This is a genomic window from Desulfovibrio sp. SGI.102 (assembly GCF_050314315.1).
GTDB lineage: Bacteria > Desulfobacterota > Desulfovibrionia > Desulfovibrionales > Desulfovibrionaceae > Desulfovibrio.
Window position 1 is genome coordinate 1 of the sequence record NZ_JBNPNC010000054.1, and the last position, 15,355, is coordinate 15,355.

The 15,355-nt window shown below is 65.7% G+C and carries 11 protein-coding genes; 6 read left to right on the plus strand and 5 right to left on the minus strand.

Features of this window, described 5'->3' with window-relative positions:
* The 3 genes from ACQRCJ_RS10395 to ACQRCJ_RS10405 all read right to left on the minus strand — a co-directional run.
* Positions 1–1,491: outer membrane homotrimeric porin (locus ACQRCJ_RS10395; protein ID WP_427799757.1), on the minus strand; the 1,491-nt coding region annotated here is incomplete at its 3' end.
* 408 nt (positions 1,492–1,899) lie between these two features.
* Entirely contained in the window at positions 1,900–2,256 is a 357-nt protein-coding gene (locus tag ACQRCJ_RS10400; RefSeq protein WP_300645734.1) for a cytochrome c3 family protein, read from the minus strand.
* Positions 2,257–2,270: 14 nt separating this feature from the next.
* Positions 2,271–3,797 carry a flavocytochrome c gene (locus ACQRCJ_RS10405; RefSeq protein WP_337428879.1) on the minus strand — a complete coding sequence of 509 codons (1,527 nt, stop codon included), beginning with the start codon at positions 3,795–3,797 and terminating at the stop codon, positions 2,271–2,273.
* 123 nt (positions 3,798–3,920) lie between these two features.
* Here ACQRCJ_RS10405 and ACQRCJ_RS10410 point away from each other — a divergent pair, with 123 nt between their 5' ends.
* Together ACQRCJ_RS10410 and ACQRCJ_RS10415 are read left to right on the plus strand one after the other, a co-directional pair.
* Positions 3,921–4,622, plus strand: a complete 702-nt coding sequence (locus ACQRCJ_RS10410; RefSeq protein ID WP_427799758.1) for a Crp/Fnr family transcriptional regulator — start codon at positions 3,921–3,923, stop codon at positions 4,620–4,622.
* A complete protein-coding gene (locus ACQRCJ_RS10415; protein ID WP_304043951.1) occupies positions 4,619–5,356 on the plus strand; it encodes a Crp/Fnr family transcriptional regulator in 738 nt (245 codons plus the stop codon). The genes ACQRCJ_RS10410 and ACQRCJ_RS10415 overlap by 4 nt, the downstream gene beginning before the upstream one ends.
* 125 nt (positions 5,357–5,481) lie before the next feature.
* On the opposite strand, the gene ACQRCJ_RS10420 is transcribed toward ACQRCJ_RS10415, so the two are convergent.
* A complete protein-coding gene (locus ACQRCJ_RS10420) occupies positions 5,482–5,829 on the minus strand; it encodes a DsrE family protein (protein ID WP_427799759.1) in 348 nt (115 codons plus the stop codon).
* Between the two features lie 90 nt (positions 5,830–5,919).
* Between ACQRCJ_RS10420 and ACQRCJ_RS10425 the strand changes: the two genes are divergently transcribed.
* The 3 genes from ACQRCJ_RS10425 to ACQRCJ_RS10435 all read left to right on the plus strand — a co-directional run bounded on the left by ACQRCJ_RS10425 (position 5,920) and on the right by ACQRCJ_RS10435 (position 13,192).
* Entirely contained in the window at positions 5,920–8,064 is a 2,145-nt protein-coding gene (locus ACQRCJ_RS10425) for an autotransporter assembly complex protein TamA (RefSeq protein ID WP_239463861.1), read from the plus strand.
* Positions 8,065–8,144: 80 nt separating this feature from the next.
* Positions 8,145–12,398, plus strand: coding sequence for a translocation/assembly module TamB domain-containing protein (locus ACQRCJ_RS10430; RefSeq protein WP_427799760.1), 4,254 nt, complete (start codon positions 8,145–8,147; stop codon positions 12,396–12,398).
* 218 nt (positions 12,399–12,616) lie between these two features.
* Entirely contained in the window at positions 12,617–13,192 is a 576-nt protein-coding gene (locus ACQRCJ_RS10435; protein WP_427799761.1) for a GNAT family N-acetyltransferase, read from the plus strand.
* Between the two features lie 180 nt (positions 13,193–13,372).
* Here the strand turns inward: ACQRCJ_RS10435 and ACQRCJ_RS10440 are convergent, their stop codons facing one another.
* Entirely contained in the window at positions 13,373–14,596 is a 1,224-nt protein-coding gene (locus tag ACQRCJ_RS10440; protein ID WP_239463862.1) for an MFS transporter, read from the minus strand.
* 181 nt (positions 14,597–14,777) lie between these two features.
* On the opposite strand from ACQRCJ_RS10440, the gene ACQRCJ_RS10445 reads away from it, so the two are divergent.
* Positions 14,778–15,209 carry a MarR family winged helix-turn-helix transcriptional regulator gene (locus tag ACQRCJ_RS10445; protein WP_006007772.1) on the plus strand — a complete coding sequence of 144 codons (432 nt, stop codon included), beginning with the start codon at positions 14,778–14,780 and terminating at the stop codon, positions 15,207–15,209.
* Positions 15,210–15,355 lie beyond the last annotated feature (146 nt).

Below are 15,355 nucleotides of genomic sequence, written 5' to 3' on the forward strand. Positions count from 1 at the left end.
GGTATAGGCAAAGGTCAGGTCGACGTTCCAGATGTCCTGCTTGCTGTAGCTGTCCCCAAGGTAGGCGTGGCCGTCCTGCCAGGTACCGGAGTCCATCAGGTTGGCGATGTCGCCCAGCCAGAGGCCGATGCTGAAGTTGTCGTAGACCTGGTAGACGCTGTTGATGTTGAACTCCAGCAGCCCGTCATTGGTGGTCAGATAGATCCCTTCGTAATCGTTGGTGTAGTTCCAGTCCGTGCGGGTGGTGGCGTATTTGACCATGGATGGGCTGTTGGTCCCGCCCCAGTAGAGGACGCGGAAGGTATGCTTGAGGTCTTCCATGAAGCTGACGTCCGCCACTTGGAGCCCCAGGCCCCAGGTACCGGCATAGGTCATCTTCTGGTCCTGCAGGCTGCCGCCGTAATGGACGTCGTCGCCCATTACGGACGAGAACATGCCGTTGGCGCGCAGACTGGGCAGACGCTCGGAACCGTTCTTGATGTCGCCGTCGTCACCGCTGCCGTACCAGCCGAAGATGCCGGGCCTGCCCCAGTCCGTCTTGTATTCCACAAGGGCCTTGGCCAGCCAGCCCTGCCGCTGTGTGCTGCCGCGTACCGGGTCCACGCCGCGTTCCAGGGCATCGTAGCGGCCCATGCCTTCCACATAGCCGTAGTTGAGCTCGAACTCTATGTTCCAGGGATCGAAGGCCGTGATGGCCACGGGCAGACCGGCCCAGAACAGGCTGCCGTACATCTTGTCGGTATCGAGGTCCGTAAAGCCGCGGGCCCCGGCGGCGGTCATGCCGAAGGGATAGGCCCCCATGCTGGTCATGGGGTTGCCGTCGTTCCAGATCTGGGTGCCGTTGAAGGTGTTCTTGCCGCGGATGCCGTACAGCACCCAGGGGGTCATCTCGAAACCTTCAAGACGCACGGGCAGGGTCAGGCCCCAGATGTCCATGTTGTCGAGATAGTTGGTATTGCCCTCGGCGCTGTAGTTGTCGTTGAAGGGGCGCAGCCAGAGGGCCGAAAGCCCCACGGTTTCCGAGAACTGCCAGGAGGCCACGATCCCGGCCACATCCAGGTTGCCCGCGACGGACGAGTTGCCTGCCTTGGTGGGCAGGGTCAGGTTCTGCAGGCCCATGCGGACCTTCAGGCTGGTGTCGGGCACCTGCCAGTCCATGAAGGCCATGCGGACCTTGATGGCCGAGGTGCTGTCGGCCCCCAGGGCGCCGCCGCCGGCCTGCTGGCCCCACTGGATATGGCCGATCTCGAAATGCACGCTGCCGGACAGGCTCTCCGAGGCGACAGCATCCATCTGGAAGCGGATGCGGGAACGGCTGTTCATGACATCATTGCTGTCGGTCTTGTTCCCGCCGACGGATTTGACGAAGTTCCTTTGCGACAGGCCCATGCCCACCTGCCAGATACCTTTGGCCTTGAAGTCGATGGCCTGGGCATCGGCGGCAGCCAGCGCCATGGTGGCGGCGATAAAGAGAATGGCAAGCTTCTTCATCCTTCCTCTCCCTTGTCTTCGGACACTCGTGAGTGTCTTATTTTTTATTTAATAAAAACAGTATGTTATAATTTTACCTGGACAAGCGGCAAGATGCGCACGAAAAAGGCTTTCATGCGCTGCCGTCTACGGTGCTATGCATGGGGAAGATCGAAGGAGCGGCTCTCGCGAGCAGGCAAGGGCAATGGCGGCATGCCTGGCAGGCCATGCTCTTTTTGCCGGAACTCTTGCCAAGGAGGCCTGCGGCAGTCATTATCGGTGTGCTAGCGGAGCCTGAGGCTACCGCAGACCTCACGAACAGCGCAGCACGGCCGTACGGTCCCCCCCCGTACGTCCCCCCGGCTGCGGCTGTTGCTCCCGGTCTCCCGAGGGAAGGCCGCTGGCAGGCGGCTTTCCCCCGGGACCGGTCTACTTGAGCGTGACCCCTTCGAAGTTCTTCACATGGCAGTAGCTGTTGGCACAGAGCAGCTCTGACTTCTTGTGCTCCTTGTGGCAGGTGTAGCAGGGCACCGTATCGCCCCAGTGCGGCGTATAGTGCGGGTTACGCTTGAACCCTTCCGTTTTCTTGATGAGATCCTGCATGGGACCATGGCAGTTCAGGCAGGCTTCGCTGGGCGGCGGCGTGCGGCCCACTTCTTCCTGGTGGCAGTCCACGCAGGCCAGGTCCTGGTGCATGCTTTTGTGGCTCACATAGCTCCCGGCCCAGGCGGCAGAGCTTGCCAGCAAAAGGGCGGCGGCGATCATGCTCAACGTGCGTATCTTCATGGATTCCTCCGTAACTAGGCCTTGATGTTGCGGGCCCGCTTGGCGATCTCTTCCCCGGCGATCATGCCGAACGCGGCGCAGTCGGGCAGGGAGCAGGCGGTCAGGCGCGTGACGCCGAACACCCCGGCAGAGGCTTCGCCAGCCACATAGAGGCCGGGGATGGGCTTGTCGTCCAGGGCGCTGATGGCTTCGGCCCTAGTGTTGATGAGCACGCCGCCCTGCGTGTAGGAGAGGTCGGGCTCGATGGTGCAGGCCGCAAACGGCGGTTCCGTCAGGGGCACGGACAGGGAGCCTGCGATGTCCTTGCCGAACTCGCTGTCGCGTCCGGCAGCGATGTCCTTGTTGTAGCGGTCCAGGGTGGCCTTCAGGGTCTTCAGGTCCAGATGTTCCTTGGCGGCCAGTTCTTCCAGTGTGTCATAGGGGCGCAGGGCATTGGAGAAGAGCAGGCGCTGGCGGCGCTTGTGGTCGAAGAAGGCGTCCATGGTCTTCTTGTCGTAGATGCCCAGGGGGATGCAGCGGTGCTTCTGCATGTAGAGCAGCATGTTCACGGCCAGGTCCGTACGGGGCATGCTCTCGTCGATGAAGCGCTTGCAGGTCTTGGGGTCGATGACCATGCCCATGCGCAGGTCTTCCGAAGCGATGTAGAAGCCGTAGCGGCCCAGGGTCGTATGCACGCTGCGGGCACCGATGGCCAGGGCCGCGCGCAGGGCACCGGCCGTATTGCCGATATGGCAGCGGGTGGCCATCTCTTCGCTTTGCAGCGGCGCTTCGGCCATGCGGAAGGCCAGGTCGCGGGAATAGCCGCCCGTGGCCAGGACGACGCCGTAGCGGGCCGCATAGCGCTTGGGGAGGCCGCCGGCGTTTTCCATGTCTTCGTTCTTGGACTCGTTGATGAAGTCGTAGCGTTCCCGCACGTTCACGCCGGTGACGGCACCGCTTTCATCCCGGATGAAGCTGTCGAACTTGACGCGGCTGCGGATCTCGCCGTTGTACTTTTTGCGGAAGCTGTCCCAGATGGGGACCATGACGCTGGCACCGAAGCTCTCGACGCCTTGGTGCACGCGCGGTGCGGAATGTCCGCCGAGGATGATGATCTCGGGATTGAACTTGGCGCCGTTCTCGATGAGGAAGTCGATGGCCCGGCCGGAGTTGCGGGCCACGGTGAGCGTCAGGTCGGGATGGTTCAGGCCGCCGCAGGCGGCGCTGATGTCTTCGGCAAAGGCCTCGGGCGTGTCCTTGATCCCCTGCTTGCGGGTCAGCTGGGAGTTCACGGCGCCGAAGTCACCGGTGGCGATGGCCGAGTTGCCGCCGAGATAGCTCATCTTTTCCAGGACGACGACCTTCTTGCAGCCGTTCTTCTTGGCCGCCAGAGCCGCACACATACCGGCCAGACCGGAGCCGATGACGATGACGTCAAAGACTTCGTCCCATTGTTCCTGGGGCTTGGTCGCCGCATGGGCCACCCCTGCGAGGGAACCCAGCGCCATGCTCGCGGCGCTTCCTGCCAGAAAGGCCCGACGAGAGACATGCTGTTTTGTCATATGCAATCCTCCTGATGGATGTCACAGCTTGTGATTTTTTTCTAAATCGGGCAGGACATGAAAAAAACAGCATCCATCAAGTTTTTTGTTTTTTAAAAAACTTCTTTCCGCTCAGGAGGTTCCATGAAGCGGCGCGACATCCATATGCACGCTGTCTATGTCCAGGGGCTGAACAGGATCTGGGCAGATTTCATGCGCCGGGGGCAGCGCCGGAGGGTGATGGCCTCCTCCCGTTCTCCTGTCGATATCGTCGGTGCCCCGCATGAACTGATCTTCCTCGAGGAAGGGCATGTCAGGGTCTACGGCATGGCCCGGCAGGCCCCGCGCCTGCTGTTGCTGATGGGGCCGGGCTGCCTGGTCAATACGGAGTGCCTGGAGGGCGGCCAGACCTCGCATGGCTATGTGGTCAGGGACATGACGCCGGTGACCCTGCTGGTACGGGACGTCACCGCATGGTACGAGCGCCGTCTGGCCTGCGACTATCCCGAGCTGTATGTGAACGTGGTGCAGGCTCTGGCCGGGATCAACCTGCTGTTCCTGTACAGGGCCCATGCCGTGACCTTCGGCCCGGCCCTGTCCCGCCTGTGTGCGCTCCTGCTGGACATCCACGATACGAAGGACTGTCCCGTGCTGCGCCAGAAGGATATGGCCGAGCTGGCAGGCATCACGCCCGAAACGGCATCGCGGCTGCTGGCCCGGCTGGAGGGTTCCGGCTGTCTGGAAAGGGTACGGGGCGGGAACGTCCGGCTGCTGGACATCCCGCGCATGAGGGAACTGAGCTGTCAGGAGAGGACGTTGATCCCCTGGAGGGATGGTGAGGCATGAACAGGAGGACGCAAGCGGAGTTCTGGCTGGAGCGGCTCAACCAGGCGTGGGAGGCGGTCATCCCGCTGGGGAAGCTGGAGACCTACGAAGATCAGGAGACCCTGCGTGTGGAAGGCTGCCGCTTCTTCCACCTGTTGCTGGAAGGGAACATCGACATGGTGAGCCTGAGCGGTACCGGCAAGGAATGGACCCTGTTCCAGGCCGGGCCCCTGTGCCTGATCAACGACATCCCGGCCATCACCGGGATAGACAACCATGTGCGCTACATCTGTTGCGGGCAGGTCCGCACGGTACGTTTTGAGAGCAGGCTGCTGCGGGATCCGTCTTTTTTTCGCAGCTACCCCGATCTGGCCAGGAACCTGCTGACCACCGTGCTGCACAAGATGGAATTCTTTTTGTCCTATGCCATCGAACAGCAGGAATCTTCGGGGCTGGAACGTCTGTGCCGTCTGCTGGTGCAGCTGACGGGCGGCCGTCAGGGCTGTTTTTCCATCGGGATGGGCCAGAAAGAATGCGGCCTGCATATCGGGATGCATCCGGCCTCTTTTTCCCGGCTGGTCACCGGACTGCGCCGTCAGGGCATCCTGGGCGCGTTCACCCGGCACAGGCTGGAGATCCTGGATGCGGACCGCCTGTTGCAGATCGCCGGAGGCATGTCCGGGACGGACCTGGCGCCTGGAAAAAAGAAAAGGCAGAAGAGGAAAGTCCTCTCCTGCCGGAAAGTTTGCCCGTAAGCGGCCGGCATCGCCGCAGGTCTTTCTGCCGGGCAGGCCGCCCGTGACCAGCTCCGCGGCAGGGCGGCACGCCCCGGGCGCTTCCCGCTGCCCGTCAGCACGGCGGGCAGCGGGCAAACATGGGATTACGGTCTGATATAGGCGAAGCCCTTGTTCTGCAGCTCCACGATCTCCACCAGGCCGGCGGGCACCACTTCGCAACCGGGCCAGAGGTCGGCGGTGGTCATCTTGTTGGCATCCAGGGCGTTCTTGCACAGACGCAGCTTGAGGCCGCGGGCCATGAGCTCCTCGGCGGTCTTCTGCAGCTCGGCCTGGGCAGGCACGAACAGTTTGACGGCCGGGCCGTTGGCCACCAGCACCAGCTCGAATTCCTTGCCGGGCAGGCCGTTCATATAGTTGCGGGCATTGACGAAAGCAAAGGCCAGCACAGCGGGATCATTGGCGTCCACATGGAGGCAGAGATCATACGACATGGGAGACTCCTGAAAAAAGAACTGAATAAGCTCATGGTAACAAAGGGGATTTGTCTTGCCAAGCTGTCTCTCTGCGGCTATGGGATTATTATGCGCCGAACATATATCCTTTTTTCTTTTTTGCTCATGGCCTGCCTCTTGCTGGGGGGCTGCGGCCTGTTGTTCGGCGATGCCGCCGGAGAACTACGTGATGACGGCGGGACCAAGATGCCCGCCGCTCAGGGCGAGCGCATCCCCTACAAGCTGTCCATCGAAGTGGACGGGGAGCGCCGCGCCACGGCGGACGAGAAACGCGCCGCGGCCACGGATCCTGACGGGGAATCCGAGGGCGTGTCCCTGGGCGGCAGCCCGGAGGAGGGCGACGAGGCCGGACCGGCAGCCCCGCAGGCGGATGCCCCCCACCGTGAAGGGACGGGAGCCGCGCCGTCTGCCCCCAAGGGGAACAGCGGCCTGTCGGACAAGATGCGGGACCTGAGCCAGCTGGAGCAGTTGCGCTCCGACCCGCCGGACAGCCTGCTGGCCCTGGAGCGCCGGGCCCGGGGCGATGTGGAGACGGCGGTCAAGCTGCTGCATTCCCAGGGCTATTATGACGGTACGGCGACCTTCCAGATGGACAGCACGACCAAACCGGTCACGGTGCGCCTGCATCTGACGCCGGGTCCCCGCTATGTGCTGGGCCGGGCCTCGGTGCGTTATGAGCCTGTCCCCGTGGTGCCCGCGGCCCTCAAGCACGGCAAGCGGCGGGCGCCGTACAGCGGTCTGGGGGCCCTGTGGGGCGACGAGGCCCGCGAAGCGACCCCGCCCCCGCGTTTTCCCGATACCCTGCGCGGGGTGACCCCCGGTGAACCCGTCACGGCCGACCAGATGCTGGAAGCCGTGGAAAAATTGCCCGAACGCCTGCGCCGCCGTGGCTATCCGCTGGCCCAGGTGAGCAGCCAGCGCTATTTCCTCGACCGCGCGGCCCGGACCCTCAATGCCGAGATCGTGGTGGATACCGGTCCTCCGGCCCTGCTGGGCGAGATCGTGGTGGAGGGCAACAAGGACGTCAGCACGACCTACATCCGCGAACGCGCCCCCTGGAAGGCCGGGACGGAGCCCTGGAACGAGAGCCGGGTGCAGGACTATGTGGACGAGCTCCGCGGCCTGGGCCTGTTCAGCATGGTACGCCAGCGCAACATCAAGGACGTGCCTTCGCCGCGCAAGGACGGCATGGTGGTCCTGCCCGTGCAGCTGGTGGTGCGTGAAGGCCCGCCGCGCTCGGTCAGCGCCGCTGCCCGCTATGAGACCGATTCCGGTATCGGCGTGGAAGGGGAGTGGGAACACCGCAACTTCTTCGGCAACGGGGAAAAGCTGGTGGTCTCCCTGCCCATCACGCCCGAAAAGCAGGGGCTGAAGGCGTCCTTCGAAAAACCGGCCTTTCTGGATCGCGACCAGAAGCTGGTGGGCGAAGCCTCCCTGTTGCAGGAATTCACCGATGCTTACGACCGGCGCGGTCTGCGCGTGGGCGCCGGTATCGAGCGCCGCCTGAGCCCCTACTGGTGGGTGGGGGTGGGCGCCTCTTCCGACAGCGGCACCCTCACCGAGAACGACCGTACCAACGAGCCCTATAGTTTCGTGGGCCCGCATCTGCGTATCGTGCGCGACAGCCGCAACAACAAGATCAATCCCAAGCGCGGCTCGGTGCTGGAGATCAATTCCAAACCCATCTTCGGCTATTACGACGGCTTCTTCACGGCCCTGGGCACGGAAGTGGAAGGCATGTTCTACTACGCGCCCTTCCGCAAGGGTCCGAACAAGGGCGTCATCGACGACAAGCTCGTGCTGGCGGCCCGTGTGCGCGGCGGCAGCATGGCCGGGGCCGAGATGAACAACCTGCCCAGCACGCTGCGCTATTACGCCGGTGGTGCCGGTTCGGTGCGCGGCTATTCCTATCAGGCCATCGGCCCGCGCAACGACAAGGGCGACCCCAGCGGCGGCCGTTCCTACCAGATCGTCAATCTTGAGGCCCGCTACAAGATCACCGACGAGATCGGCATCGTGCCCTTCCTGGACGGCGGCATGGTCTACGAGGACGCCCTGCCGCAGATCTTCGGCGACATGCGCTGGGGCGCGGGCTTGGGCCTGCGCTACTACACGCCCATCGGCCCGGTGCGTCTGGACGTGGCCACGCCCCTCAATCCCGTGGACGGTGATCCCCCCCTGCAACTCTATATCAGCATAGGACAGAGCTTCTGATGGCCAGCGAATCCGGAACTCCCCCTGTTGTCCCTGACGGCCGTCCGTCGGGCCCTGCTCCCTCGGAAGGGGCAGCGCCTGTGCGCAGGAGCTTTTTCCGGCGCCGTGTCCTGCCGTGCCTGCTGCTGTTCGTGCTCCTGACGTTGCTGGCCGGGGCCGGAGCGGTCTGGTGGCTGCGTACGCCCGGCGGACAGGACTGGCTGCGGCAGGAAGCCGACGCCCTGCTGGCTCCGCCCCTGGCCGAACAGGGCCTTTCCCTGGAGCTGATCCGTCTGGAGGGGGCCCTGCCGCTGGAGATGGAATGCGCCCTGCGCCTGCGTGATGCCGGGGGCCTCTGGCTGGATGTGCCCCGGGCGCGTGTGGACGTGGGCCTGTCCGTCTTCCCGCCCGGCATCTCGCTCGACCTGCGCTTGGAACACCCCTCTTTGTATCGCCTGCCCCAGCTGCCTCCTTCCCCCGACGAGCCCTCCCCGCCGCTGGCCGAGACGCTGGCCGGGGTGGAGACGGCCCTGAGGAGCGCGCTGGACATTACGGCCTCCCTGCCGGGCTGGCTGCCTTCCCTGCATGTGCGTGAAGTGGCGCTGGATGGCCTGTGGCTGGGCTCGGCCGTGCTGGACGGCAGTCCGTCCGGCACGCTGGTGGATGCCTCCGGGCAGGCAGCGCAGGACGCGGCTGCTTCGGCCGGAGCGGGGAGTGTGCCTGCGGATGGCCAGACGCCCCCGGTCCCTGCCGTCGCTGCACCTGCCCCTGCACAAGAGGCGATGACGCCCGGGGCCCTCCCGGCGCCGCCCCTATCCGTGGCTGTGGCCGCCGTGGAAAGCGCCCTCCGCGTCGGTGAGGGGCTGGAGGTCTCGCTGCGCCTGACAGCCGAAGCTGATTTTTCCCTGAGCGGGACCACGGCCCGGGCCGGTCTCCAGGCCTCGTGGCAGCTGGCGTCCGCAGCGGCAGCCGCTGCTCCGGCCACTGAGGAGACGCCTTCCGCCGCTGCGCCCGCTCCCGGATCCGGTGTGACAGCGCCCGGGATGACTCCGGCGGCGGCCCCGGCACAAGAAGCCGGTCTTGTTCCTGCGCAGGAAAAAAACACGGATACGGCCCCCCTCCTGACGGAAGCGGCAGGACGGTGGCTGCCCGCGCCGCTGGCTCTGCTTTTGACGCCCGGGCAGGCGTCGTCCCTGCGGGTGGAACTGGCCCTGCGGCCCGGTGAGCGCCCCGTGCTGGCGCTGGAGACCCTGCAGGCGGATGCCGGGACCGTGCGGCTGCGCGGTCAGGGGACGCTGGAGCTTGCGACCGTTGCGGATGTGCTGGCCTCGCCGCTGGCGCTGGATTGCTCGCTTGCCGTGTCTTCCGCTGCGGATGCGGCGGCCCTGCTGCCCCAGGCGCGGGCCCTGCTGGCGCCCCTGGGCGACGCCCTGCGTCTGGACATCGGCGTGAAGGGCAGTCCCGGTGCGCCCGAGCCCCGTCTGGAACTGGCCTGCGCCACGCTGGATCTGGGCGGGCATGCCGTCAACGATCTCTCCCTGCTGGCAGGCGGAGAGGCTTTGCCGTGGCCGCAGCTGGCTGCCAAAGGCAAGGTGGAACTGCCGCTCTCCCTGCAGGTGCGCACCGGAAAAGACCATATTTCCACGAAACTACGCCTGCGGGCCGGGCATGACGGCGCGGCCTGGCTGCTGGGCCTGCCGCAGCTGGAGCTGCACGGCGCCGGTGCCCGTCTGGATGGGGCCCTGCTGGCCCTGCTGCCCGATGCCCCGCAGGAGATGCCTGCCATTCCTTCTGCTTCGGCGGAAAAGCAGGCCCCGCTCCCTGTGGTGGGAGAGGCCGGGACGCTCCCGGCTCCTGTGGATGCGGCCGGACAGCCCGCAACGGCCCTTCCGGCGGCCCCTGTTCCTGCCTCTGCTGCGGATGCCGCCGCAGCCCCCGTCCCTCCGGCCCCGGCCATCGTGGGCAGCGATTTTGTCCCTGCGCGGCTGCTGGCACAGCTGTTCCCCAATCCCGGGACAAGGCCGCGCCTGTGGGCCTCGCTGTACGGCGAGATAGAAGACTGGGCCGCGCTGGGCCGGGTGCTGGACTACTGGTCGCCGGGCCTGCGCCTGGAAAAGAAGGATGACCGGCCTGTCCGTCTGATGCTGCGTGCGGGCGGTCTGCCGTGTGCCCCGGACAAAGCCGAAGAACTTCCGCTGGCGGCTGTGGCCGGGCTGGCCGATCCGGCCTTCCTGTGCAGCCAGGACTGGCAACAGTGGTTCAGTCTGGATGCCGACGTGGGCTTCCTCCGCCTGCACGACAGGGGAGGCGAGCGTCTGCTGCTGCGCGAGCTGCACCAGCATCTGCGCATCGACGATATTTTCGGCCGGGGAAAGCTGGAACAGCGCCTGGACGTGCGCCAGCTCCATGCGGCCGGTCTGCGGCTGGAGCGGGTGCTCGTGGGCCTGAAGGGCGAACTGGCGACCCCGCTGGAAGCGGAACTGGCCTGCGCCGGAGACATTCGGGCCAAGCTGCGCCTCCGCTGGCAGGGCGACAGGCTGGAGATCCCCGTGTGTGACCTGCATCTCAAGCAGGGCGTGGGCCTGCGCCTGCAGGCAGGGACGGCCCTGGTGCTGGACAAGGACGGTCTTTCCCTGCGCGGTCTGGATGCCCGCATCGCGCCTGCGGGGCGGGTACGGGCCACGGCCAGCCTGAAGCCCGCGGCCATGGATGTGCGCCTGACGCTGGACAGTATGGACCTTGCCCCGTGGCGGGCGGTGGTGCCGGGCCTGCCTTCGGCCGCGCTGGCTTTCCAGAGCCGCCTGCACGGCAGTCCCGCGGCCCCTGCCGGGACCTTCCGGCTGGACGTGCGGCGACTGGAAGTCCCGCAAAGCTCCCTGCCGCCGCTGGATCTGGCCCTGACGGGCAAGCTGGGCGGCAACAACGGCAAAGGACGTCTGGACACACGGCTGGAACTGCCTCCCTCCACCCGGCAGGCCCTGGGAGCGGAGCAGGCCGGTCTGGAAGTCCGTCTGCCCCTGCATTTTTCCGCCAACGGCCTGCCCCTGCCGGACATGACGGCCCCGCTTTCCGGGCGTCTGGACTGGCAGGGCGACCTTGCCCCGCTCTGGCGTCTGGTGCCGGTGGCCGACCGCCGCGTGACCGGACGGCTGGACATGCATCTGGCTCTGGCCGGCAGCCTTGCCGTGCCTACGGCCAAGGGGCGGCTGGAGGTCGCGGGCGGACGGTATGAGGACCTGGCCCTGGGCATCCTGCTGACGGACATCAAGGCCTCGGTGACGGCGGGCAGCGGCAAGGGCCTGAAGCTGGAGCCCGTGCGTGTGGAGGCCTCCATGAGCGACGGGCGCGGCGGCCTGGTGACGGCCGCGGGCAGTCTGCATCCCGAAGGCGGCAGGCTCGATCTGGATGCCGCCATGAAGCGTCTGCGCCCCCTGCGGCGCGCGGACATCCAGGCGACCCTGTCGGGCACGGCCTCGGTCAAGGGCACGCTCATGGCGCCCCAGGTGGCGGCGGACATCACCATCGACGAGGCCCTGGTCAATCTCAACCGCCTTACCGGCAGCAGCGTGACCACCCTGCCCGTGGAAGGCACCAGCGAAGCCCCGGAACCGGTCACGGAAAAGAAGGAAGGACACGGTTCCCTGGACGTGAGCGTCCGGGCGCCCGGGCATATCGCGGTCAACGGCCACGGGCTGGAGAGCGAATGGCAGGCCGGTCTGCGCGTGCGCGGGGCCCTCAACGATCCGCTGGTCATCGGCAGCGTGCGCTCGGTGCGGGGGCAGTTCGACCTGCTCTCCAAGATCTTCACCCTGCGGCCCAGCACCATCTCCTTCAACGGCGGGGCGGTCTCCAACCCCCTGCTGGACGTGACCCTGCGCTACGAAGTACCGGATATCACGGCCGATGTGCGCGTCAGCGGCTCCGTGCGGCGCATGAAGCTGGAACTGACCAGCACGCCGTCCCTGCCGCAGGAAGAGATCATCTCGCGGGTCATGTTCGGTCGCGGCTCCAGCGAACTGGGCCGTTTCGAAAGCCTGCGTCTGGCCGCCGCCGTGGCACGTCTGGCCGGGTTCGGCTCCGGCGGCCTGGGCGTTCTGGATCTGGGCCGTGCAGTGCTGGGCGTGGACGTACTGCGCGTCAATTCCGCCACGGACAAGGAAAGCGGGGATGAAGAAAGCAGCCTGGAAGTGGGCAAGTTCATCGGCGAGAAAATCTATCTCGGCGTGGAACAGGGCCTGGAGCCGGACAGCACCGCCGTCATCATGGAACTGGAACTGACCCCGCACAGCAAGGCGGGCATCCGCACGGAGCAGGACAACACCAGCGCCGGTGTCCAGTGGAAGATGAATTACTGACGGAACCGGGACGGTCTGAGGCGCTTGCGGACGCCCCCTTGCGATGGGCAGCCGTATCGCGCCTTGGAGCCCGGAGACGATGGCGCTGCTGTCCCGGTCAGAAGCCCGGCCGGATGCGCCTTGCCTGCCGTCGGGCACTGCCTGCGGACGCATCCGGGGGCACCTGCGGCGTACGGGCCTGAGGCTCCTGCGGGTGCTGTCCCTGCAAGGAATAGAGGATGGAACGACTGACCTTCAGCGATGCCGGTCCTGCGGACTGGCCGTATCTGCTGTGCCTGTGGTGGCGCAACGTGCGGGCCACGCACGGCTTCGTGGCGGAGGACTATCTGCGGGCCATCGGGGCTGCTTTGCCGGGCGCCTATCTTCCGGCCATGGAGCGCGTACGTCTGGCCTGGCTGGAGATCGCGCCCGCTGAAGGCGACGGGAGCGACCATGCGCCGGGGGCAGGAGAAGGCCATTTCCCGACGGGTACGGTAGCCGTACCCCGCCCCTTTCAGGGGCGCTTGCCGGCGGGCTTTCTGGGCAGCGTGGAGCAACGGGTGGAGATGCTCTTCGTGGAGCCGGGCCTGCGGGGCAGGGGCATCGGTACGGCCCTGCTGGAGGATTTCGGCAGCCGCCATCCCGAGATCCTGCTGGACGTCAACGAACAGAACACGGCGGCCCGGATATTTTATGCCCGCCGGGGCTTCGAGGTGGTGGGGCGTTCCCCGCTGGACGGGGCGGGGCAGCCGTATCCGCTCCTGCATCTGCGCCGGGTGCGGGCCGGGGGCGCCGGGACAGGGCAAACAGCCTGACGCATGGCCTTTCGACGGCCTCGCATCCCTGCCGTCACAACAGGGGGCGGCATCCTTTCTTTGCCCGCAGAGGACACAGCGGCGACGTGGTCGCCCAAAAAACAGAAACGCCGGGGGGGACCCGGCGTTTTGGCATCGTCCGGGAGAATGACAATGCCGTCTCTCTGGGGAAGGAGATATCTATGCGGCTGCCACGCGGCGGCCGTGGAGGACGTAGTACAGCAGCACCGCGCCGAGGACCACGAAGGCCAGGGTTTGGTACATGCCGTCATAGCCTGCGGCGGGGATCATGAAGCCGAACAGGTAGGGCCCCAGACCGATGCCCAGGTCGAAGAAGATGAAGAAGGTCGTGGTGGCCTGGGCAAAGCGGGACTTGGACACCAGCGAGAGCGAGACCGCCTGTCCGGCGGACTGGAAGTTGCCGAAGCCCATGCCCAGGATCAGCCCCGCGGCCAGCAGGACCCAGCTGCTGCTGGCGTGGGCCATCATGGTCAGGGAAAGGGCCGTCAGCAGCAGGGCCGGGTAGAAGATGATGTTCTCGCCGCGCAGGTCGAACAGGCGACCGGTCAGGGGCCGGGTCACCAGGGCGGCCAGGGCATAGAGCAGGAAGAAAAGGCTGGCCGCGCCGGTCAGGCCGCGTTCCGCCGCATAGGAGGTCATGAAGGCCTGGATGCAGCCGTAGCTCAGACAGGTGATGAGCGCCACCAGCGAAAAACGCACCACACGCGGGTCGATGTAGCTGTTGAGCTCAAGGAAGGGCCGGTGGCGGTGGCGCATCTCCGGCAGGTCGTGCAGGCCGAAGAAGATGGCGATGCAGGTCAGGCCGATGCCCAGGCAGGTCTGTGCCAGGATGGTGTAGCTGAAATACTGGGAGATGAGGATGCCCAGGAAGGGCCCCAGGGCCAGCGCGAAGGCCGTGCTCATGCTGAACAGGCTGATGCCCAGCCCGTGATGCTGGTGGGGCACCACATAGGCCACGATGGTACCGGTGGCCGTGCCCATGATGCCCACGCCCATGCCCATGCACAGACGTTGCACGAAGAGCAGGGCCAGGTTGGGGACCCAGAAAAAGGCCGCGATGCTGGCCGAATAGAGCAGCAGCCCGGCAAAAAGGATGGCACGGCAGCCGCACAGGGAAAGCAGGTTGCCGGTCAGGAAACGGCCGATGAGGCAGCCGATGACCATGATGCCCGCGGTGAGCCCGGCGCTGCTGAGGCTGGCGCCGTAGGTGGCCCGCGCGTAGGCCGTGCTGGTGACGAACATCAGGTAGTAGGCCGTCATGACCAGCAGGTTGATGCAGGCGACCACATTGAAGTTGCGGTTGAAAATGGAGCGCAGGGCTTCGCCGGTGCTGGCGGTGCTGCGGTCCTGTGTCCGGGGCCGGGATCTGTGTTGGGTGGGCATAGGGATTCCTGGGCGAAATATCGCCATACCGTTGCGTATGCAACGATATACGTCCGGGTGCTTTCCCTTGTCAAGCAGAAAACCTGTCCGGCGGACGGAGCGCTTTTGCCCTTGCAAGGCGCTGCAAGGCTGACTATGAAAAAACGACGTATGCGACCTACATCATTTTTCTGGAGCTGTTGTGGAACTGACCTATAAGTGGATCGCGCTGGCCAACCGGCATTACCTCATGTACCTGAACAAGCGTCTTGCTTCGTACGGTCTCAGCGGCAGCCAGTATCTTTTCATCCTGAACATCTGCCGCCAGCCCGGCCTGACCCAGGACAAGCTGCCGGACATCATCCACATCAACAAGAGCAACGTCACCCGTGCCCTGGCCCATCTGGAGAAGCGCGGCTTCATCCGGCGTGAGGTCAACCCGCAGGACAAGCGCACGGCCGCCGTCTTCCCGACGCAGAAGGCCCTGGACGTGTACCCGCACGTGCTGGAGATCATCCGGGGCTGGGACGCTTCGGTGACCAGCCCGCTGACGGAGGACGAGAAGCACACCCTGCAGGCCCTGCTCAAGCGCGTGGTGGCCTCGGCCCACGAGTACCGCAGCACCGAGGGCTAGGGGCTTTCCCTTAAGCGCATTTTGTCTGGTTCCTTGCTGCTCCGGTATGCCCTCGGATTACTGGACCCGCTCGGATAGCTGGGGGAGTTTGGGAGGAATCCCTGCAAAAACTAAGAAGCGGCGCGGATATCTGTCCGCGCCGCTTC

Coding starts and splice junctions, on each gene's coding strand:
- ACQRCJ_RS10425 (WP_239463861.1), top strand. CDS start 5,920: ATGCGCCGAACATATATCCTTTTTTCTTTTTTGCTCATGGCCTGCCTC.
- ACQRCJ_RS10415 (WP_304043951.1), top strand. CDS start 4,619: ATGAACAGGAGGACGCAAGCGGAGTTCTGGCTGGAGCGGCTCAACCAG.
- ACQRCJ_RS10435 (WP_427799761.1), top strand. CDS start 12,617: ATGGAACGACTGACCTTCAGCGATGCCGGTCCTGCGGACTGGCCGTAT.
- ACQRCJ_RS10410 (WP_427799758.1), top strand. CDS start 3,921: ATGAAGCGGCGCGACATCCATATGCACGCTGTCTATGTCCAGGGGCTG.
- ACQRCJ_RS10405 (WP_337428879.1), bottom strand. CDS start 3,797: ATGACAAAACAGCATGTCTCTCGTCGGGCCTTTCTGGCAGGAAGCGCC.
- ACQRCJ_RS10400 (WP_300645734.1), bottom strand. CDS start 2,256: ATGAAGATACGCACGTTGAGCATGATCGCCGCCGCCCTTTTGCTGGCA.
- ACQRCJ_RS10420 (WP_427799759.1), bottom strand. CDS start 5,829: ATGTCGTATGATCTCTGCCTCCATGTGGACGCCAATGATCCCGCTGTG.
- ACQRCJ_RS10440 (WP_239463862.1), bottom strand. CDS start 14,596: ATGCCCACCCAACACAGATCCCGGCCCCGGACACAGGACCGCAGCACC.